Origin of the sequence: Veillonella parvula (assembly GCF_018366295.1) — a bacterium.
Taxonomy (GTDB): domain Bacteria; phylum Bacillota; class Negativicutes; order Veillonellales; family Veillonellaceae; genus Veillonella; species Veillonella parvula_P.
On the sequence record NZ_JAGZIJ010000012.1, the window covers coordinates 37,997 to 58,082 of the forward strand.

At 38.1% G+C, this 20,086-nt stretch carries 19 protein-coding genes and 1 other annotated feature; of the genes, 15 read left to right on the forward strand and 4 right to left on the reverse strand.

The genetic code is table 11. The features are described from left to right. Positions 1-7 precede the first annotated feature (7 nt). The 7 genes from KHY58_RS09340 (at position 8) to KHY58_RS09370 (ending at position 7,000) form a co-directional block, all read left to right on the forward strand. Positions 8-1,531 (forward strand): ABC transporter substrate-binding protein, encoded by a 1,524-nt coding sequence (locus KHY58_RS09340; RefSeq protein WP_004697952.1) that lies wholly within the window; start codon positions 8-10, stop codon positions 1,529-1,531. Continuing rightward, positions 1,524-2,291, forward strand: a complete 768-nt coding sequence (locus KHY58_RS09345; RefSeq protein ID WP_004697863.1) for an ABC transporter ATP-binding protein — start codon at positions 1,524-1,526, stop codon at positions 2,289-2,291. The genes KHY58_RS09340 and KHY58_RS09345 overlap by 8 nt, the downstream gene beginning before the upstream one ends. 1 nt (position 2,292) lies before the next feature. Next, positions 2,293-3,033, forward strand: a complete 741-nt coding sequence (locus KHY58_RS09350) for an ABC transporter ATP-binding protein (RefSeq protein WP_004697689.1) — start codon at positions 2,293-2,295, stop codon at positions 3,031-3,033. A gap of 292 nt (positions 3,034-3,325) precedes the next feature. Then, entirely contained in the window at positions 3,326-3,559 is a 234-nt protein-coding gene (locus tag KHY58_RS09355; RefSeq protein ID WP_004697793.1) for a hypothetical protein, read from the forward strand. A 347-nt stretch (positions 3,560-3,906) separates the two neighbouring features. Beyond that, entirely contained in the window at positions 3,907-5,487 is a 1,581-nt protein-coding gene (locus KHY58_RS09360) for an ATP-dependent nuclease (RefSeq protein ID WP_004697820.1), read from the forward strand. After that, a complete protein-coding gene (locus KHY58_RS09365) occupies positions 5,472-6,458 on the forward strand; it encodes a hypothetical protein (RefSeq protein WP_004697927.1) in 987 nt (328 codons plus the stop codon). Before KHY58_RS09360 ends, KHY58_RS09365 begins: the two co-directional genes overlap by 16 nt. 68 nt (positions 6,459-6,526) lie before the next feature. Next, positions 6,527-7,000 carry a hypothetical protein gene (locus KHY58_RS09370; RefSeq protein ID WP_004697861.1) on the forward strand — a complete coding sequence of 158 codons (474 nt, stop codon included), beginning with the start codon at positions 6,527-6,529 and terminating at the stop codon, positions 6,998-7,000. Between the two features lie 64 nt (positions 7,001-7,064). On the opposite strand, the gene KHY58_RS09375 is transcribed toward KHY58_RS09370, so the two are convergent. The 3 genes from KHY58_RS09375 to KHY58_RS09385 all read right to left on the reverse strand — a co-directional run bounded on the left by KHY58_RS09375 (position 7,065) and on the right by KHY58_RS09385 (position 8,198). Further along, complete coding sequence (locus KHY58_RS09375; protein WP_004697802.1) at positions 7,065-7,412, reverse strand: hypothetical protein; 348 nt, start codon at positions 7,410-7,412, stop codon at positions 7,065-7,067. Between the two features lie 225 nt (positions 7,413-7,637). Beyond that, a complete protein-coding gene (locus tag KHY58_RS09380) occupies positions 7,638-7,910 on the reverse strand; it encodes a type II toxin-antitoxin system YafQ family toxin (RefSeq protein ID WP_004697643.1) in 273 nt (90 codons plus the stop codon). Between the two features lie 6 nt (positions 7,911-7,916). Further along, a complete protein-coding gene (locus KHY58_RS09385) occupies positions 7,917-8,198 on the reverse strand; it encodes a type II toxin-antitoxin system RelB/DinJ family antitoxin (RefSeq protein ID WP_004697933.1) in 282 nt (93 codons plus the stop codon). 192 nt (positions 8,199-8,390) lie between these two features. Here KHY58_RS09385 and KHY58_RS09390 point away from each other — a divergent pair, with 192 nt between their 5' ends. Continuing rightward, the gene (locus KHY58_RS09390; protein ID WP_004697902.1) at positions 8,391-9,020 is read left to right on the forward strand and encodes a hypothetical protein; all 630 of its coding nucleotides are present in this window, start codon (positions 8,391-8,393) and stop codon (positions 9,018-9,020) included. Positions 9,021-9,326: 306 nt separating this feature from the next. On the opposite strand, the gene KHY58_RS09395 is transcribed toward KHY58_RS09390, so the two are convergent. Next, positions 9,327-9,842 (reverse strand): DUF308 domain-containing protein, encoded by a 516-nt coding sequence (locus KHY58_RS09395; protein ID WP_004697874.1) that lies wholly within the window; start codon positions 9,840-9,842, stop codon positions 9,327-9,329. Between the two features lie 156 nt (positions 9,843-9,998). Further along, positions 9,999-10,202 (forward strand) — a binding site (T-box leader). Positions 10,203-10,356: 154 nt separating this feature from the next. On the opposite strand from KHY58_RS09395, the gene KHY58_RS09400 reads away from it, so the two are divergent. The 7 genes from KHY58_RS09400 to KHY58_RS09430 all read left to right on the forward strand — a co-directional run bounded on the left by KHY58_RS09400 (position 10,357) and on the right by KHY58_RS09430 (position 19,665). After that, positions 10,357-11,895 (forward strand): 2-isopropylmalate synthase, encoded by a 1,539-nt coding sequence (locus tag KHY58_RS09400; protein ID WP_038150391.1) that lies wholly within the window; start codon positions 10,357-10,359, stop codon positions 11,893-11,895. A gap of 1 nt (position 11,896) precedes the next feature. Beyond that, on the forward strand, positions 11,897-13,156 hold the full coding sequence (leuC, locus tag KHY58_RS09405; protein WP_004697873.1) for a 3-isopropylmalate dehydratase large subunit: 1,260 nt from the start codon (positions 11,897-11,899) through the stop codon (positions 13,154-13,156). A 1-nt stretch (position 13,157) separates the two neighbouring features. Beyond that, entirely contained in the window at positions 13,158-13,649 is a 492-nt protein-coding gene (locus KHY58_RS09410; protein ID WP_004697811.1) for a 3-isopropylmalate dehydratase small subunit, read from the forward strand. A 204-nt stretch (positions 13,650-13,853) separates the two neighbouring features. Beyond that, the gene (gene leuB, locus KHY58_RS09415; RefSeq protein ID WP_004697759.1) at positions 13,854-14,924 is read left to right on the forward strand and encodes a 3-isopropylmalate dehydrogenase; all 1,071 of its coding nucleotides are present in this window, start codon (positions 13,854-13,856) and stop codon (positions 14,922-14,924) included. A gap of 231 nt (positions 14,925-15,155) precedes the next feature. After that, entirely contained in the window at positions 15,156-15,695 is a 540-nt protein-coding gene (locus KHY58_RS09420) for a hypothetical protein (RefSeq protein ID WP_004697650.1), read from the forward strand. A 315-nt stretch (positions 15,696-16,010) separates the two neighbouring features. After that, on the forward strand, positions 16,011-17,198 hold the full coding sequence (locus KHY58_RS09425; protein ID WP_278473200.1) for a flavodoxin domain-containing protein: 1,188 nt from the start codon (positions 16,011-16,013) through the stop codon (positions 17,196-17,198). Between the two features lie 736 nt (positions 17,199-17,934). Further along, complete coding sequence (locus KHY58_RS09430) at positions 17,935-19,665, forward strand: S-layer homology domain-containing protein (protein ID WP_278473202.1); 1,731 nt, start codon at positions 17,935-17,937, stop codon at positions 19,663-19,665. Positions 19,666-20,086 lie beyond the last annotated feature (421 nt).

The following is a 20,086-nucleotide window of genomic DNA, read 5'->3' on the forward strand; positions in this document are numbered from 1 at the left end:
AGATATTATGAAACGTTGGTTGTTAGCATGTTTGTCCATGCTATGCATGGTAGCTCTCTTGGTTGGCTGTGGCAATGATACTGCTAAAGATGGCAAACAAGGGAAGCATATGAATGTTGGTTTGTATTGGTTTGGTGAAACATTAGACCCAACTCACGAATGGGATGCGTGGACATTGACTCGTATCGGTGCAGGTGAAACCTTAGCCGTTGTAACACCGGATATGAAATTTGCCCCACAATTGGCAGATTCTTGGGAAAATGTAGACCCTACAACATGGAAATTCCACATCCGTGAAAACGTAAAATTCCACAATGGTACTCCGATGACACCTCAAAAGGTAAAAGAGTCCATTGAGTATACGATGAAACAAAGTGCTCGTTCCGCTAAAGCTGTTAAAATCGAGTCCATCACAGTAGATGGTCAAAACTTGATTATTAAGACTACAGAGCCTAATGGTTCCTTGTTATCTAGCTTGACTGAACCTGCTTTTGTTATCATGGATACTGCAGATCTTAAAGATGTAGCATCTAAACCAGTTCTTACAGGTCCTTATAAAATCACTGCTTTCAAAAAAGGTGAAACAATTGAACTTGCAGCCTTCGCAGATTACTGGGGTGGCAAACCAGGTCTTGATACTGTAACTGTAAAAGACATCGAAGACAATAACAAACGCGCTATGGCGTTGCAATCTAAAGACGTAGACGTAATTCAAAAAGTGGACTCTGCTAACCGCAGCTTGTTCAAAGACGGTTTTAATATTCAAGACGTTGCTGGCGTTCGTGTGTTTATGTTGAAAGCAAACCACACAGAAGCATCTCCATTGCATGATAAAGCTGTGCGTTCCGCTATTGCTCATATCATTAACTATGATTCCATGGCTAAAATCATCGGCAATGGCTCTACACCAGGGGCAGCACCATTCCCTCCATCTGCCAATTTAGGTTATGATGCGATTGCTAATAAACCGATGACAGATGTAGCAAAAGCTGACCAAATCTTGACTCAAGCTGGTTACGCTAAGAATGCAAACGGCATGTATGCAAAAGATGGCAAAGAATTAGCGATTACTATTGCTATTTGGGGTAAAGACACAAGCTTATACGAAGAAATTCAACAAGAATTGAAAAAAGCAGGTATTGCTGTAACTCTTAAGAAATTACAAAGCCCTGATGAAGTAGATACACTTGGTACAGATGGTTTTGATTTAGTAGAACGCAATGTAGTGACTATGTCTACAAACGATCCTTACTGGTTCCTCAGCTTATTCTACAAAACTGGTGCGAAAGCAAACGTTGGTGGCTACTCTAACCCTCAAGTAGATGCGTTAATCGACCAATTGTCAGTAACATTTGATCAAAACGAACGCTCTAATATTGCAAAACAAGCACAACAAATCTTAGTTGATGACGTAGCAGATATCTATTTGTTGTATCCAAGTGCAACAGTTGTATCTACTACAAAAGTTAAAAATGTACCGGTACATCCAATCGATTACTACTTATTAACAAAGGATTCTACTATTGAATAAATCTGATTGTATCGTATTTGATAAGGTTACAATTTCATATGGTGCGGAGCAAGCGGTACGCGATGTATCCTTCTCCGTGCCCAATGGTGAGGTCTTTGCCATCGTTGGTGAAAGCGGCTCTGGTAAATCTACGTTAGTTCGTGCCGCCTTTGGCATGTTAAAACAAGCTAGCATTAGCGGCCAAATTTTGCTAAATGGCACCGATGTTTCTACATTGAGTGATGGTGATTGGCGACAATTGCGGGGCGCGAAGATTTCTATGATCTTTCAAAATCCCAGCGCCTATCTAAATCCAAATCGCACCGTAGAAAATCACTTCAAAGATTTATTCCGTGCTCATGGTGAAAGCTATGATGTAAGCCGCGTTATAGATATGCTTAATCTTGTTCACTTAACTGACGGAGAGCGTATCTTGCAGTCCTATCCGTTTCAATTGAGCGGTGGTATGCAACAACGGTTAGCAATAGCCTTGAGCCTCATCTTGAAACCTAGCATTGTGTTTGCCGACGAACCGACTAGTGCCTTAGATATGCTGGTGCAAGCCTCTGTATTGGACCTTATGAAAGAGGTAACGCAGGCTCTTGGGGCAACGGTGATTATTGTAACCCATAATATCAAGGCGGCTGCTCGCATTGCCAATAGCATTGGGGTTATGAATAAAGGCCAACTCGTTGAAGTAGGCTCCACCGAAGAGGTCATGGCGCATCCAAAGGATAAGTATACTCGCGTCTTGTTAGATTCCGTAATGAAAGTGGTGTAGTATGATTCAACTCGAGAATATATGTAAACAATATACGAACCACAATCATACGGTCCGCGCCGTTGATAACGTATCCTTTTCCGTGGCTCCCAATGAACGAGTAGGCATTGCTGGAGGTAGTGGTTCTGGTAAAAGCACTCTACTTAGATTGATTGCCTTATTGGAAAAGCCTACCTCTGGTAATCTGTGGCTCTTTGGTAAAGACGTAACATCCATTCAAAACCATACAGAAATATATCGTTCTATGCAGATGATGTTCCAAAATCCCTTGGCGGTGAGTCCACCAAGGATGAACTTAGAAGCATTTCTCTTAGAGCCGTATATTAACTATGGTCTTATGGATGTGGCGGCAGCAAAGGACGATATCCGTAAGTGGATTCAACATGTAGACCTACCTGAAACGATTGTTAACAAATACCCGCATGAGGTCAGCGGCGGTCAATTGCAACGCGTTGTATTAGCACGAATTATGCTGATGAACCCAAAACTAGTACTCTTTGATGAACCTACATCAGCCCTTGATGTGGTGAACCAAAAACTAGTGCTAGACCTCCTACAAAAACTTCATACGGAACAACCCTTCGGCTACGTATTCGTCAGCCATGACATCGGCCTATTACAAGCCGTAACAGACCGAATCATCGTCATGAAAGACGGACAAATCGTAGAGATTATCGAATCAAAACGACTTAAAGAAGCGGTACATCCATATACACAAGCACTGGTTAGTGCTGGTGAATAAGGAAAGGCCCCTGTTTGAAACAGGGGCCTTTTGCTATATATTTATTGTTTAAGTATGTAAGTGTTGGTAAAGCAATTGCAATAACTTATATAAGAGGTCAAAATATTTTGTTACTATATAAGATTTGGTTTAGTTGTAGTTCTTCTAATAGTGAGTCCAGTATAGATTAGTTACATATGCTTATTTAATATTATAAAAAAGTGGTTATATCGTAGGCGATGTCTTCAGCGAAGAAGCGGCTTGTGATGTTGTAGAAAACTACACTGATATCATCACAGTAGGTCGTGGTACTTTGGTAGATCCTGAATTTGGTCATAAAATTATGACTGGAAAAGGCGATACTATCGTTCGCGAAGTAACACCGGAACATGTGCCAAATATGCACCTAACACCAGGTCTATTCGAAGCCTTCACACGCACTGACTCCTTGGGCTTGTCACCATTACCAGATGCAGAATCTATCCATGACCAACACAGAGGTACATACGATAACCATCCGCTAGCCATTCCATATGCGGAACAATAAAAAGCAAATACAACTAAAATAGTAAAAACATTTAGTAAATGATTTCGTAAATAATTACGTAAATAACTTCATAAAAAAACACAGATTGTTAAGTAAAATTTTTAGTTAAATAATCGAATCACAATACATTAAAACTATACACCCATAAAAACTTGTGAAGCGAGTTTGTAGAAAAAAGAGCCCCTGTTTGAACAGGGGCTTTTGTTTAGTTGAAAAATATATACTAAGTAATATAATGAACATAAGATTAAGTGTGTGAGTATTAATTTATATGCTGATTAGCATTTAATATATTGAGATTATATTTTTAGATACTAAGGGTGTGTTCTTTAGGAGGGTTAATTGTTATGATTGAACGTGTTATACTAAAAAATTATCGACAGTTTGAAGAATTGGAATTTAATTGCAATCTTAATAGAAATATTTTTATTGGTGATAACGGTGCGGGAAAGAGTACGATACTTGAAGCTATTAGGCTTGTTTTAAGTGGAAGCTTTTCAGGTATTAGTAAGGTTGGTATTCATAACCTCTTTAATTGTAATACTATTGAGAATTTTCTATCGGCCTATTTAGATAACAAAGAGGCAGAGCTGCCTATTATTCTAGTTGAAGTATATCTTGATTCTCATAGTGATAAGGTTAAAGATATTTTTAAATTAGAAGGAAAACATAATTCTAAGAATCGAAACTTATATGGAATGAGATTAGTGATTGAGCTTGATGAGGATTATAGGCAGGATTTTTATAATTGTCTTGATGGCAATCAAAAAATTTTTCCATTTGAGTATTATACTGTAAGGTATTCTACTTTTTCTGATGAGCCTTACAATAGCTTTAAAAAGCCTTTTAAGTATAACTGGGAATTTATCAATACTAGTGAGATAAATGTTGAAATAGCATTGAAACATTATGTTGCCCATATATTTGAATCAGTAACAGAAGAAGGTGATCGTGCTCGGATTTTTAATGGTTTACGTACAAAAAGTAAAGAGTATATTGGAGAGCTTTATAACGAAAATAAAATTAAAGAAGGAGAGTATAGAATAGATGTTGACGGGGTATATTCTTCAGATATTTGTAATTTTCTAACCGTGAAAAAGGATAATATTGATATTAATAGCCTAGGTCAAGGTGAAAAACTATTATTAAGTTTATTTAAGTATGAAGCAACTCAAGATATAGATGTATTGCTTATTGAAGAACCAGAAAATCATTTGAGTTTTGGAAATATGCAGTTATTGATTCAACTACTTGAAAAGTTAACTTGTGCACAATGTTTTCTTTCAACTCATTCTAATATGATTGCGACAAAATTAGAACTTAGTAATAGTTTTATTTTAGGTAATAATAAAATTACTAAGCTTAATCAATTAGATAAAGACACTGAAAAGTTTTTTGTAAAATTGACAAATCAAAATGTACTTAACTTTATTCTTTCATCTAAAGTAATTTTGGTTGAAGGTGCAGCTGAATATATTCTTATAGATGATATGTATAATTATTTTACTGATAATAGTTCTAGTCTATATGATGATAAAATTACTCTTATTAGCTGTAATGGATTGAGCTTTGAGCGTTATCTTGCAATTTCTAATCTTATAAAGAATAAAGTTGCCGTAATAACTGATAATGATCATGACTATAATCATAAAGTTATTGAGAAGTATAGAGCTTATGATACTAATTTTATTAAAGCTTTTTCTGATGAAAATAATGATCGATATACGTTTGAGGTATGTTTGTTTAATGATAATCAAGAATGGTTAGAGAAAAATAGAATTTCTAGGAGTGAGGATATACAGTCTTTCTTATTAAATCAAAAAGCTGAAGCCGCTTATAGGATTTCATCTAAATTAAGTTGTGAAAATGAATCAGAATTTATTATTCCTAAATATATAAAAGAGGCTTTCGAATGGATAAAAGAATAATTCATGCTGTTGCAGGTAGTGGTAAGACAAGATATATTATTGAATCCTTAGACTTAGATACGCGTATAGCAATAATTACTTATACTATTACAAACCAAATAGAACTGAAGAATAGAATAATAAAGAAATTTGGTAGACTACCAGATAATATTCATGTTTTTGGATTATTTCAATTTTTATACTCTTTTTGTTTACGTCCTTATTATTGTGAAAAAAAGCTCAAAGGAATTGATTTTAATAACAATAATACTTTTAGAGATTTTAATGGTGACTATATTTATAGCAATAAAATATCTAAAGTGCTTATTAATGGGGAACGTGAATATATCAATCGAATTAATCGTTTTTTTGATGTGATTTATATTGATGAGTTTCAGGATTTAACAGCATATGATTTTGAATTTGCATTAAGTCTAATTGAATGTTCCATAAAGGTTGTTTTTCTAGGTGATTTCTTTCAAAAAACGTATAGCTCATCTCAAGTAGGGAATAAAGGATCTAGAATTCATAGTAGTTTTGAATTGTGGAAGAAAAAACTATCTGCTTTTGAATGGGAGGACAGAATTCTTTCTAACTCTGTACGATGCCCAATAAAAGTTTGTGATTTTATTAGAAATGAAATGGGGATTAATATTAAAGGGACGAAAGATTTACCGATAGAGATTAAGGAGCTTACAGAAATAGATGAAATAGTTACTGTACTAGAAGATGATGCTATAAAAAAATTATTTTATCAGAAGTCTTATGAGTACCCCTGTAATGCTAAGAACTGGGGAGATAGTAAAGGCTCTGAATATGAATCAGTTTGTGTTGTTATAAATAATACTACTTATAAGGCTTATCAAAAAAATAATTTATCTTCACTTGTGCCGCAGACACTATCTAAATTTTATGTTGCATGTACACGGACAAAGGGAAATTTATATTTTATTGAAGAGAAAAAAGTAAAGAACTATTATAAGGATAATTAATTTAATACTTTAAGCGTTTTATAAAGTTTATACGATAAATTTCATATTAAGTAAGGTGGATAACTACAATGAATCAGGATATAGTAATGACTATAATAGCTACAGCATTAGATTTTTTATATGATAATGACCAATATTTAATAAGTAATGGGGAACGGTATTATGTCAGCGAACGATCTATCGCTCATAAACTGGGGTGCTATTTGTCTCAACTAATTCAAGAATATGATGTTGATTGTGAGTTTAGTAGAGATTTGGATGCAATTAAGCAAATGGGATGTGATAAGATAGTTCCGGATATCATTGTTCATAAGAGAGGGAATAATGATGATAACTTAATTGTTATTGAAGTTAAACCATGGTGGAACGATAAGAGCAAAGCATTTATAAAGGATGAAAATAAACTAACATACTTAACTAATTACAATAATCAATATAAATATAAGTATGGGTTTAGTTTAATTATTAACAAAAACAGAGAAGATACTGAAGTAAAAATATTTATTGATGGCAAAACTGATGATATTTACCATAAAATATAAAGATAATGAGTATAATGTAAAAAAAGTAGCTTCTTATATAAGGAGCTACTTTCATTTTTATTGATTATTTAATCTCTGCTTTCAAATCAATAATATTTTTAGCAGCTACGCAACCAGGGCAATCACAGAATTCTGCACCTTGTGCTTTAATGGATTTAGCGTGTTGTAATAGGTTAGTAGCACCTTCTTCGCCAAGAATTTGTACAGCGAGTTCAGAGCCTGCAAAGCCGATTGTTTCATCGATGAGGGCAATGTTTTGCTCTGCTACGGATACGAGTTGTTTTGTAAGCTCTGCTTGTTTTTCTGTGCCTTCTGCATCGAGCCAAAATTGAGCAAATTCTTTTACTTTAGGATTACTTTGTGGTGCATCTAATAACGCTTGTACGAGTTGTGTTAATTGTGTATGTGTCATGATTATTTCCTCCATATAACTACTAACTATAGTTTTGGAATAGTGCATTTAGTATCATATGAGCACCTGTTCCTTTTGTTGAGTTCATTATAGCACCTACAGTTATTTTGAATAGTAGAATAATTTGCGATAGATACTATCAAATATGATAGATTTATGATGATAGCTGGTTTAATTTTTGGAGCATAAAAAAGAGGAATGCTTTCGCACCCCTCTTTAACTTGGTTAGAATAAATCTGAGTGGCTACCTGTGCGAGTTAAAGATAATACTAAAATATCATCTTTAATTGCATAAATTAGAAGCCAATCTGGCTCGATGTGTAATTCTCTAAAGCCTTCGTAGTTTCCTGTTAATGGATGATCTTTATAACTAGGATCTAATAGCGTTTGATTCTGTAATTTAGTGATGATTGAATAGAGTTTATTGAGATTTTTACCGCGTTTCTTGGTGCGCTTTAGGTCCTTTTTGAACTTACTGCTAAGCACTAATCTCAACATAACTAATTACTCCAATCCTAAATCCTCAATCATTTCTTTTACATTAGCATATGATTTTGCTTTTACTTTTCCTGCTAATATATCTTTCGTTTCTTGAATAGCAGCTTCTGTTTCTGCATTATAACGAGGTTGTTTAGGTTGAAATGGAAATCCACCTTCCATTAGTGATGTATGGAGAAAAATATTAATCGCATCAGTTACGGATATGCCAAAGCTAGCATATAATGCTTCTAATTGTGCTTTTACAGCTGGCTCGATACGCAAACTGATAGAGGCTGTTTTAGCCATAGTATCACCTCCTGTTACTTATATTGTATTGCAAATACTTTATATTAGCAATCATATGATTACAATTTGCAAGCAAAATGCTTTTCCTTTTCTGGATAGAAAATCCTTATAAATATAAGAATATAAAAATATTAGGATTTTAGGTGATATAATTTACTTAATAAATGTAGTTTGTTTACAGGGGAATGTATTATGAAAAAGGTTGTATGTGCACTGGCTGTGTTAGCTTTCATAGGTTCCATCAATGTTGTCGCAGCAGATGAGTTGATGCGGTTTCGTCTTAATGGTAATTCTATTTATGACCAGCCCTATGGTGACAGAAATGAGTTTCCATGTCCAGACAGACTTGGCAGTTGTACTATAACTGATAGCGATTATAAAAGCACTCGTAAAGGTCAATTGCTAGAGGTGTTTGATGCTCTATATGAGGCTAAGCAACATTTGAACTTTAAAGCGCAGTTGCCAAGTGGATTAGAAGGATTACGTCCTGTACATGTATCCATTGTGGATCACGATGTATTACAAGTAGTGTATGCCTATAATGAGCTTTTAAAAGGAGCATATTATGACAGTGTAGATGATATGCCTAAATATATTAAGTATCGTGTATCGACTCTATCAGGTAATATCGCAGGCGATTATAAGGATTACTTGTCTCAAAAAACAGATGTTGTAAATGGGATGACGGTAACCTATCGAATGGTGGATGACGCCGTTTACTTAGCATCTTGGGAACATGAGGGGCAAAACCATGTATTTTTATTTAATGAGCCAGTTTCTGTTGAGCGAGTTAGAGAATTGATTAACGGTGTAAAATATTGAAAAAACACTTTAAGTGTTGTATATTATAGATAGACAATCGATAGTTGTGCAATTAACTATAAAATCCCTCGGAGCGGCAACTCCGAGGGATTTTTTACATTATTACGCTAATGCTAGAGCGTTGGACTAGTTGCTAAATAAAAGGGCTAGAAAAGCGTCTAACCACTTGCAAATGTAGTAGGCGAATACATTTACCATACGGCTAGCCAAAATAAATAAAATAGCTGTCACAAATACGAAATAGACATCGTAATTTATGACAGCTGCTTTGGCAGTACATGGTCAATCTAACAGTGTATTGTTATTTTATTTTTTAAAAGCCTCACTGATGGAATAAATTCCGTCAAATAAGAAACCGAAAGCGATGAAATAGATAAATGCTTCACCAGAAGCGATCGGCTCGAATATAAGTAACAGGCCTAATAGTAACAGAACAAGTGCGAGCCATTTTGCACTGCCTCCCAGTAGTGATACCATGGAGTCGGCATTTCTGGATTTAATGAAAATGATGATAGCATCGATTACCATCCAGATGCCGATTGTGATCGGGAATACTAACGGTAGGAATGCAAATCCGCCGCATACGAGAAAGATACCGAATAGAGCATTGATAATACCGCTGATGAGATACCAGCCGCTACGCAATTCAGGGGGTAACATAAAATAATTTATAATGGAGCTGACTGCACTGACAAAAAAGATAATAGAAAATAGCCAGGCAAAAGCCATGAGATTAATAACGGGGTTTAATAGTAAGAATATCCCCAGGATAATGCTTACAATACCCGATACAATAAAGAAGAATTTGCTTGAACCACTCATAATCATTCCTCCAATCTTTGGTACTGCCTATTTTCAGTATGCGTGAAATCATGGGGAATGTCAAATTGTAACGATAAAACTGTGCTTTCACAAAACTCACATGTCCATCCTGTTGACACAGTTCTATAGAATGCCGTATAATACCCTTATATCTTAAAACAAGCTATGAATGGGTATAAAGGTTTACAGATCCTACTTTCAGAGAGTTGCCGGCTGGTGCGAGGCAATAGAGGTTGTACGCTGACACTCTCCCGTGAGCTTTGATGGCGAATACAGCAGTAGTCATTGACGGTGGTTCCGTTATACCCGAAACGAGTCCCAATTAGGGTGGTACCGTGTTATGAATATAACGCCCCTTTGAGCAACGACAGTTGTTCTGAGGGGCTTTTTTATTTGTGAAAGTCTAGTAAGTCACAGATTATATATGGTGTCGACATTGGCGATTTTACAAACTTTCACTATGGATAGATATAATAAAGTGTTATGTTTTATGAGGATAGAAAAGGTGGCTATTATGGAACAGAATCGCGTATATTTCTTTGATACAACGCTTCGTGATGGGGAACAAACACCAGGTGTATCTTTACAAACTCCTGAAAAAATTGAAATTGCGAAAGGCCTAGTACGCCTCGGCATCGACGTAATCGAGGCTGGCTTCCCAGCTGCATCCCCTGGAGATTTTGAAGCGGTACAAACGATTGCTCGCGAGGTTAAAGGCACAACTATTTGTGGCTTGGCCCGTGCCAACGAAAAGGATGTGCAAAAGGTGGCTGATGCGTTGAAAGATGCAGAGCGCAGCCGTTTGCATGTGTTTATCGCTACATCCGAAATCCACATGAAATATAAATTGAAAATGACTCGTCAAGAGGTATTGGATCGCGTTGAATCTATCTTGGAATTTGCAAAAGGCAAATTTGATGAAATCGAGTTCTCTGGTGAAGATGCGGCTCGTACAGACTTAGATTTCTTGTGTGAAGTATTCGGCGTGGCTATCGCTGGTGGCGCTACAATTATTAACGTACCAGATACAGTAGGTTATATGAACCCTAATGAGTTCGGTGATAAAATCCGCTACATCAAAGAACATACATCAGGAATTGAAAATGCAATTATCTCTGTTCACTGCCATGACGACTTAGGCCTTGCCAATGCGAATACGTTAGCCGCTATTAAAGCAGGTGCACGCCAAGTAGAAGGCACAATTAATGGTCTGGGTGAACGGGCTGGTAACGTAGCGATTGAAGAAGTGGTAATGGCTCTTAAAACACGCCATGATTATTTCGATGACCTTCAAGTGAACATCGATACAAAACAATTTACGAAAGTATCTAAACTTGTGAGCCGTTTAACAGGTGTTGTAGTTCCTCCAAATAAAGCAATCGTTGGTTCTAACGCCTTTGCTCATGAGTCCGGTATCCATCAACATGGTATGATGAGCAACCCTGAAACGTATGAAATCATGACTCCTGAGTCCGTAGGGGCTGAAAAAACAGATCTCGTATTGGGCAAACACTCCGGTCGTCATGCTTTCGCAGATCATTTGGCAAAACTTGGTTTCCAATCTTTTGCAGAAGAGAAAATCAACGATCTTTTCGCTAAGTTTAAAGAGTTGGCAGACCGCAAAAAACAGGTATACGACGATGATATCGTAGCCCTTGTTGTAGATAATCTTCATCACAAAAAAGCATTCGAGCTCGTGGCTCAATACTATAAATTGGGTGAGAAAGGCTATGCCTATGCTGACGTTCGTCTCATGACTCCAGAAGGTGAAAAAGCTGATGCAGCCGTTGGTGATGGCCCAGTAGACGCATCCCTTAAAGCGGTTGAACGTGTGGTTGGCTTGCCAATCAGCTTAAAAGACTACCAAATCCGTGCTATCACAGCCGGTAAAGATGCCCTTGGGGAAGCAACCCTTAAGGTAGAATACAACGGTCGCTTGTACCATGGTCGTGGTATTAGCACAGATATCGTTAAATCAAGTGTGAACGCATATATTAATGCAGTTAACTCAGTATTCCTAGCTATGGAGCTAGAACAACAGGAGGAAGAATAATATGGGTATGACCATTACTGAAAAGAATATGGCTCGTCACGCGGGTCTTGATGTTGTAAAACCAGGCCAAATCATCGAATGTCAGTTGGATGCGGTATTGATGAACGACATCACATTCCCACCGGCTCGTAAAGAGTTTTTGAAGATTGGCAAACCTGTATTTGATCGTCATAAAATTTACTTGGTGCCTGACCATTTTACACCAAATAAAGATATTCAATCCGCTACACAAGCTAAGGTCATGCGCGACTTTGTACGGGAACATGGCATTACGAACTACTTTGAAGTAGGTAGAATGGGTATCGAGCACGTTATTTTGCCAGAAAAAGGGCTTATCGGTCCTGGGGAAATGATGATCGGTGCTGACTCTCACACTTGTACATATGGTGCGGTGAATGCATTCTCCACAGGCGTAGGCTCCACTGATGCGGGCGTTGCTATGGCAGAAGGTAAAACTTGGTTTAAAGTGCCTGAAACAATCAAGGTTGAGCTTATTGGCAAACCTAACAAATGGGTAACGGGGAAAGATGTAATTCTTGACTTGATTGGTCAAATCGGTGTAGACGGCGCTCGTTACATGGCTCTTGAATTCGCCGGCGAAGGCGTACAGCATATGACTATGGCTGACCGTCTTACAATTTGTAATATGGCTATCGAAGCGGGCGGTAAATGTGGCGTATTCCCTTACGATGCAATTACTGAAGAATACATCAAAGGTCGCGTAAATCGCCCTGTTGAGCCAATCACTCCAGATGCTGATGCGGTATATGCTCAAACGATTACAATCGACTTGTCCAAATTGCAACCAGTTGTAGCATTCCCTCATTTGCCATCCAACACGCATTACATTAACGAAATCGACAAGGATATTAAAATCGACCAAGTTATCATCGGTTCCTGTACAAATGGCCGTTACGAAGACTTGGTAGCAGCTGCGGAAATCTTCAAAGGTCGCAAGGTGGCTCCATTCGTTCGTTGTATCGTAATTCCTGGTTCCCAAGATGTATACGATCAAGCTATGAAAGATGGTTTATTGGACATCTTCATTCAAGCTGACTGTGCTGTGTCCACGCCAACATGTGGACCATGCCTAGGTGGTTACATGGGTATCATGGCTGAAGGGGAACGTACCGTTTCCACTACAAACCGTAACTTCCGTGGTCGTATGGGTCACGTTGATTCTGAGGTATATTTGGCAAGCCCTTACGTGGCGGCAGCAAGTGCTGTATTAGGCCGCATTGCAGGTCCTGAGGAGGTTTAATATGGATTTTGAAAGCAAGAAAATCTGGCGCTACGGCGACGATGTAGATACAGACGTAATTATTCCGGCTCGTTACTTGGCGATTGCCGATTGGAACGAATTGGCTGAACATGCGATGGAAGATATTGATACAACATTTGCTCCTAATGTGAAAGCCGGCGAAATCATGGTAGCTGGTAAAAACTTTGGTTGTGGTTCTTCTCGTGAACATGCACCGGGCGTTATTAAAGCCAAAGGCGTGCCTGTTATCATAGCACACTCCTTTGCACGTATCTTCTTCCGTAATGCTATCAACATCGGTTTACCAGTTGTGGAAATCGGTGAACAAGTTGATCGTATCGATGCAGGCGATGCTATAGGCGTAGACTTGTCTAAAGGTATCGTGTACAACTTGACGAAAAACGAACAATACCAAGGCACTGAATTGCCACAATTCATTCAAGACCTTGCGGCGGCAGGCGGTCTTGTGAACTTTGCGAAAAACCGCAAATAGGGGCGAGCCGAACACTCGTCTCAAGCCTCCACTGGCCAGGTCTGACTTCGGCCTGCGGCCTCCGCAGGGCCAAAGTCGTTTTCGACGAGCATTCGGCTCTCGGAAGTGTGAAGGCTCGGCACAGGCTATATAGACCTGAATAGTGCAATAAAGGCTGATGAGTTTGTGGTTCATTTATGAGCATTTACTATATGGAGAGGTAAGATGAGCGAAAAGAATATTGTATTGATTCCTGGTGATGGTATCGGTACTGAGATTATTGCAGCAGCGAAGGCTGTGTGTGATGTGGCTTTTGAGAAAGCCAATGTAAAGGTTAATTGGATTGATAAGAAAGCGGGCGGTGCGTCTATTGATGCGTATGGTGTGCCTTTGACTGAGGATACTATTGAGGCTTGTAAAGCGGCTGATGCTGTGTTGCTTGGCGCTGTAGGTGGTCCTAAATGGGATAATGTAGATCCGTCTATCCGTCCTGAAAAGGCAATCCTAGGCCTTCGCAAGGAGCTTGGTTTGTTCTGTAACTTGCGTCCTGTGAAAATTTATCCATCTTTACAAGAGTATTCTCCGCTTAAAAAGGAGCTCGTACAAGATGTAGATTTTGTCATCGTTCGTGAGTTGACTGGTGGTATTTACTTTGGTGAACGTGAAGAGGCACAAGGCGAAGGTGCTAACGAGTTCGCTTGGGATAAAGAAACATACAGCCGTTACGAAGTAGAGCGCATCATGGACATCGCCATGGAAACAGCTCGCAAACGTAACAAAAAGGTCGTATCCGTAGATAAAGCAAACGTATTGGCGTCTTCTCGTTTGTGGCGTAAAATCGCCCGAGAGAAGGCGGCTGCTAATCCAGACATCGCAACAGATTACTTCTATGTAGATAACACAGCGATGCAACTCGTTGTAAATCCTGCACAATTTGACGTTATCGTTACGACAAACTTGTTCGGCGATATCTTGTCCGACGAAGGCGCGGTTATCTCTGGTTCTATCGGGCTTTTACCATCTGCATCCATGGGTACAGGCACAGCATTGTATGAGCCAATCCACGGTTCCGCACCAGACATCATGGGCCAAAATTTGGCGAATCCATTGGGCACAATCTTGTCTGCCGCTATGATGTGCCGTCACTCCCTTGATTTACCTCAAGTGGCTGACGCTATTGAAAAAGCTGTAGAACAAGTGCTCGTTGATGGTTACCGTACAGGAGATATCTACCGCGAAGGCTTAAAACGAGTTGGTACCACAGAAATGGCACAAGCCGTAATCGAACGTTTATAAAAGCAATGAATTAAGATTCCTCAAAGTTATTAACGTGAGTTACGTCATTTTCAAAATCGTATCATAAGTGTTAAAATACAGATATTATAATATATTTGTCTAATTAAATAAGAGAGGGTTGTAAGGCCCTCTCTTTTTTGTAGGACGCCTAGCGGTATGTGTAGTTGCTCTTCATATATTAGAGTGCTATATTGGTAGATGTATGGCAAGATATTCTTTAAGGAGGCCTTTATGAATTCTTCGATGTATCGAAATTTAACCATTACTGCTTTATTGATGGCATTAGCCATTATGATTCCTATTGTGATGCCTTTGAAAGTTGTGATTCCACCGGCATCGTATACATTGGCGAGTCATGTTCCTATATTCCTGGCCATGTTCTTATCTCGTAAGATGGCAGCTTGTGTTGTCATAGGTTCTACGCTCGGCTTCTTTGTAGCAGGCTTCCCACTTGTTATCGTTATGCGTGCTGCATCTCATATCATCTTTGCCTTGATGGGGGCTTACTATATTAAACATCATCCAGGTGTATTAACAGGGGCTCTATCCTTTGTTGCGTTTAACCTTGCTTGTGCTATCATTCACGCTATTGGTGAGGTACTAGCATGCCTATTGTTCTATACTACAACTACGATGCCAAACATTGATCTCATCTACGTTGTATTCGTTCTTGTAGGCGGCGGCACCATCGTTCATAGCTTGGTTGATGGATATATTGCATTATATATCTATAAAGCTATCCCTGGACTATCTAAATCAGGTAATAAATAAATCATCCCTTATAATTACATATACTCGTAACCACTCATGGGGAATCGATGTGTACTAATGTACGGCATGTGATTACCTATGAGTGGTTTTTATAATAATTCTCAAATCTGTACCTACAGGTACAGACTTCATTATGTGATGTCCGTATAATAGAACCATAGTTAATGACCGATTTGTGTTGTATCTATTGATACAACATGGGGCCATATATTGGGTAATACCGGTGAAAGTTGCTTCTCTCATCTGTGGGCCTTGATAGACTCATTAAAAGATATGAGGTGAGTATATTTACTTTCACAGAACATGGAGGTTATTATGAGAAAGCACATTAAAAACAACGTATCATGGGTTGGTAAAATCGACTGGGAATTGCAAGAGTTTCACGGTTCTGATTACACCATTAATAATGGGTCTAGCCAAAATGCCTATTTGATTGAAGAGGAGAAGACGGTCCTCATCGATACTGTATGGAAACCTCATTCCTCTGAGTTCATTGATAATTTGGAATCTGAAATTAATTTGAATACGATTGATTTCATCGTATGTAACCACGGCGAAGTGGATCACAGCGGTTCCTTGCCTGCATTGATGGAAAAAATCCCTAATACGCCTATTTATTGTACGGAAAATGCTGTTAAGTCCTTGGTTGGACAATATCATCACCCTGAATGGAACTTTAAAACCGTTAAAACAGGGGACTCCGTAGATATTGGGAATGGAAAATCCTTGGTGTTCGTGGAAATGCGCATGCTTCACTGGCCTGATTCCATGGCGACTTATATGACAGGGGACAATATCTTGTTCTCCAACGATGCATTTGGTCAACATTTCGCTGTAGAGGAATTGTGGGCCGACAAGGCCGATCAATGCCGTCTATGGGAAGAGGCGATGAAATATTACGCTAATATTTTGAACCCGTTCTCTCCATTGGTAAAAGCTAAAGTTGAAGAAATTCAAAAGCTTAATTTGCCAATAGATATCATCGCTACGAGTCATGGAGCGATTTGGCGTGAAAATCCAATGCAAATCGTAGAAAAATACTATGAATGGTCGCAAGCATATCAAGAGAATCAAATCACAATAGTATACGACACTATGTGGGACGGCACTAAGAAGTTGGCACATAAGATTGCCGAAGAAATTGCGAAACAGTCGCCTGATACACGTGTTAAGATTTTCAATATTAGTAAAACCAATAAAAATGACATCATGACGGAAGTCTTTAAGTCTAAAGCTATTGCTGTAGGGTCTCCAACAGTAGGTAATAGCGTATTATCTTCCGTAGCTGGTTGGCTCGATTTCTTGCGTGAGTTGAAATTCAAAAATAAAAAGGCTGCTGTATTTGGTACCTATGGTTGGTCTGGTGAATCTACAAAGGTACTCCGTGAAGAGTTGACTAAATATGGATTCTCTGTAGTAGAACCGGAAATTAAATGCAACTGGAACCCAGAAGAATCCGATTTTAATAAAGCAGAAGCACTTGTAAGTGCATTATTAGCATAATTACATATAATAAAGAAAGATTCTTGTTATAAAACCCCTATTTTTGATATGTACCCCCTTTACTGGATAATCAGTAAAAGGGGTATTTTCATGAAGAATAGGGGCCTTCTTTTTTTAAACATATACATAAAATACTAGTCAATATAAATTGTATTTGTCATGTTTATTCTCATAACATTCTCGTTAGCGTTTTTTGGGGCACCGATTTGCATTGATAGATACTGGCGCTATAGAAATATAAAATTATAATAAAATGTTAAGTTGTTGATTAAATATACAAAACAGTTTAATTCACATATAATTCATGAATTAAGTGTGAATGTGAATTAATGAGGATATAAGGTATATTTTGCGTACTTATAAGGTGGTTATTTATTTATAAGTTATACAGTTTGTTATATGAGAAAAGTTTACAAAGTTGCGAAAAATTTAACTCATAAGGGGAAATAATGAGTAAAATTTATTTCCCTGTAAAGCTAGGAATAAAGTGGATTTTGATAGGTATAAAGACTTGGTAATTTGGTTTGTGTTAGAAAAAAGGGTTGTGTATATCGTAAAACTTTGATATGCTATGCGGGTAATCGACAATATAAATTTTTCTTAAACTGATTAGGGGTATTTCTTTATGCTAATTTAGAATATGCGCCTGTTCAGACCGAGGTGAGAGACGGAACATAGAGAGAATGAAAAATTGTATTGTAATTTGGATAATTTTTTAATTTAGTGAGGGTGTAAGATGAGAGAAATGAAACATTCCAAAAAATTAGCATTTGCTGTATTGGCTGCTGTCACTGCTGTTGGTGCGAATGTTAATCCAGTAGACGCTGCTTCTGTTGTAATGGACAACACTAATGTTGTTACAGGTGCTAATAATGCAGTTGCGTATGGTAGTGGTAATACTGTAAAAGAATCTGATGCAAACTTCCGTGATCGTGATTATGAAAATGAGCCAGATGATGCTACAAAGAGAACTGGTGACTGGAAAAGTAATTCTGTCGCTATAGGTGTTAACAATACTGCAGCAGGTACCTCTGCATTAGCAATGGGGAATTCTTCCAAAGCGTTGATGAATGAATCTATTGCTATTGGTCATTCTGCTGAAGCACAACGTACATGGTCTACCGCTATTGGTACTCGTGCAAAGGCTTCCGAAGTTCGCTCACAAGCTATTGGCTATGAAGCACTAGCGTCTGGCTATAAATCTAACGCGATTGGTTCTAGCGCACAAGCAACTAATAATCATTCTGTTGCTATGGGTTCCTCTGCCCTTGCATCTGGTGATCATGCTCAAGCATTTGGCGCTGGTGCACAGGCAACTAATGTGCGTTCTAATGCATTTGGTTCTGATGCGAGTGCTACAGCTGACTACGCTATGGCGATCGGTGATCATGCAAATGCAACACATTTAAACTCTATCGCATTAGGCACAGGTTCTACTACAAGTGAAGCTACAGCTCAAAGTAGTGCAACCATCGCTGGTCATACCTTTGGTGGTTTTGCTGGCGTAGGTTCTGCAGCTAATGGTTCCGTGTCTGTAGGTAAAGCTGGTGCTGAACGTCAAATTAAAAATGTTGCGGCTGGGGAAATCTCCGCTACTTCTACAGATGCTGTAAACGGTAGCCAATTATATTCCGTAGCTAATGACTTACAAACACAAATCAACAATTCCACACCAGGCCAAATTAATAACAATATCAAAAACTTGACTAATCGTGTTGGTACTGTTGAAAGACGCGTTAACAAAGTAGGCGCAGGTTCTGCTGCATTGGCTGCATTGCATCCATTGGACTTCAACCCAGATGACAAATGGACAATTGCTGCTGGTTATGGTCACTACCATAATGCTAACTCCGCTGCGTTGGGCGCATTCTACCGCCCTAACGAAGATACAATGTTCTCCGTTGGTGGCACTGTAGGTACTGGTGAAACTCAATTGAACGCAGGTGTATCTATTCGCCTAGGTAAACGTTCCCCTGAATCCCATTCCCGCGTAGCTATGGGTCGTGAAATTGCTGAATTGAACGCACGTCTTCAAGATATGGAAAACAAATATAATAACTTGTTACAAATCTTGACTCCACATGCAATTGATCCAAGCAAAACTGCTGAATTCCCAGACGTTCCTCGCAACCACTGGGCTTACCAATATATTAGCCAATTGGCTGGTAATGGTATCCTTGTTGGCTACCCTGATGGCACATTCAAAGGCGATGTTAAGATGACTCGTTACGAATTCGCTACCATGTTGTACCGTGCACTTCAAAATGGTGCTCCTATTGACGAAAATATGAAACGTGCATTGAATGAATTCGGTCCTGAATTACAAAATATTCGTCTTAACCACTTCCGTGTTGATCGTATTTCTGGTGATGATAACGATCGTCATAAAACTGAACGTGTTCGCGTTAACAACGAACCTAAAAACGAACGTGACGTATACGGTTCCCGTATATACAATAATCAATAGGATTAACTTTTCTAGAGTTTGTAAAAGTTCAAAACAGGATGTATCTTTGATACATCCTGTTTTTTTGTCTAATATACTTTTGTATTATATTATATGTTTTTTGAATACGTATTTTACTTTTAATGAAAAAAGATTTGTGAGATAAATGTCCCAATATTTGACGAAGCCTCTTTTATGCTCCTTTTCAGATGTTTTTCTTTATGTTATAATAAAATTTAAAAAAGACTGCCTTGATTTATATGGTTTTTCTGCGAAACTTTTACAAATCAAAGTAGCCTTATTTTGTTTTCTAGCACTATAAATAGAATTGCATAATAATTAAGATTTTGGGGTTCTTGAATTATTATTATAATAATAATGTAATAATGATTTTAAAATATATACTTACCTGTTTTTGAAGAGTGTTTTTGGCAGAGAGTAT

Excerpts from the sequence above, each read along its gene's own strand:
- KHY58_RS09340 (WP_004697952.1), top strand. The coding sequence starts at position 8 with ATGAAACGTTGGTTGTTAGCATGTTTGTCCATGCTATGCATGGTAGCT.
- KHY58_RS09350 (WP_004697689.1), top strand. The coding sequence starts at position 2,293 with ATGATTCAACTCGAGAATATATGTAAACAATATACGAACCACAATCAT.
- KHY58_RS09360 (WP_004697820.1), top strand. The coding sequence starts at position 3,907 with ATGATTGAACGTGTTATACTAAAAAATTATCGACAGTTTGAAGAATTG.
- KHY58_RS09365 (WP_004697927.1), top strand. The coding sequence starts at position 5,472 with ATGGATAAAAGAATAATTCATGCTGTTGCAGGTAGTGGTAAGACAAGA.
- KHY58_RS09370 (WP_004697861.1), top strand. The coding sequence starts at position 6,527 with ATGAATCAGGATATAGTAATGACTATAATAGCTACAGCATTAGATTTT.
- KHY58_RS09375 (WP_004697802.1), bottom strand. The coding sequence starts at position 7,412 with ATGACACATACACAATTAACACAACTCGTACAAGCGTTATTAGATGCA.
- KHY58_RS09380 (WP_004697643.1), bottom strand. The coding sequence starts at position 7,910 with ATGTTGAGATTAGTGCTTAGCAGTAAGTTCAAAAAGGACCTAAAGCGC.
- KHY58_RS09385 (WP_004697933.1), bottom strand. The coding sequence starts at position 8,198 with ATGGCTAAAACAGCCTCTATCAGTTTGCGTATCGAGCCAGCTGTAAAA.
- KHY58_RS09390 (WP_004697902.1), top strand. The coding sequence starts at position 8,391 with ATGAAAAAGGTTGTATGTGCACTGGCTGTGTTAGCTTTCATAGGTTCC.
- KHY58_RS09395 (WP_004697874.1), bottom strand. The coding sequence starts at position 9,842 with ATGAGTGGTTCAAGCAAATTCTTCTTTATTGTATCGGGTATTGTAAGC.
- KHY58_RS09400 (WP_038150391.1), top strand. The coding sequence starts at position 10,357 with ATGGAACAGAATCGCGTATATTTCTTTGATACAACGCTTCGTGATGGG.
- leuC (WP_004697873.1), top strand. The coding sequence starts at position 11,897 with ATGGGTATGACCATTACTGAAAAGAATATGGCTCGTCACGCGGGTCTT.
- KHY58_RS09410 (WP_004697811.1), top strand. The coding sequence starts at position 13,158 with ATGGATTTTGAAAGCAAGAAAATCTGGCGCTACGGCGACGATGTAGAT.
- leuB (WP_004697759.1), top strand. The coding sequence starts at position 13,854 with ATGAGCGAAAAGAATATTGTATTGATTCCTGGTGATGGTATCGGTACT.
- KHY58_RS09420 (WP_004697650.1), top strand. The coding sequence starts at position 15,156 with ATGAATTCTTCGATGTATCGAAATTTAACCATTACTGCTTTATTGATG.
- KHY58_RS09425 (WP_278473200.1), top strand. The coding sequence starts at position 16,011 with ATGAGAAAGCACATTAAAAACAACGTATCATGGGTTGGTAAAATCGAC.
- KHY58_RS09430 (WP_278473202.1), top strand. The coding sequence starts at position 17,935 with ATGAGAGAAATGAAACATTCCAAAAAATTAGCATTTGCTGTATTGGCT.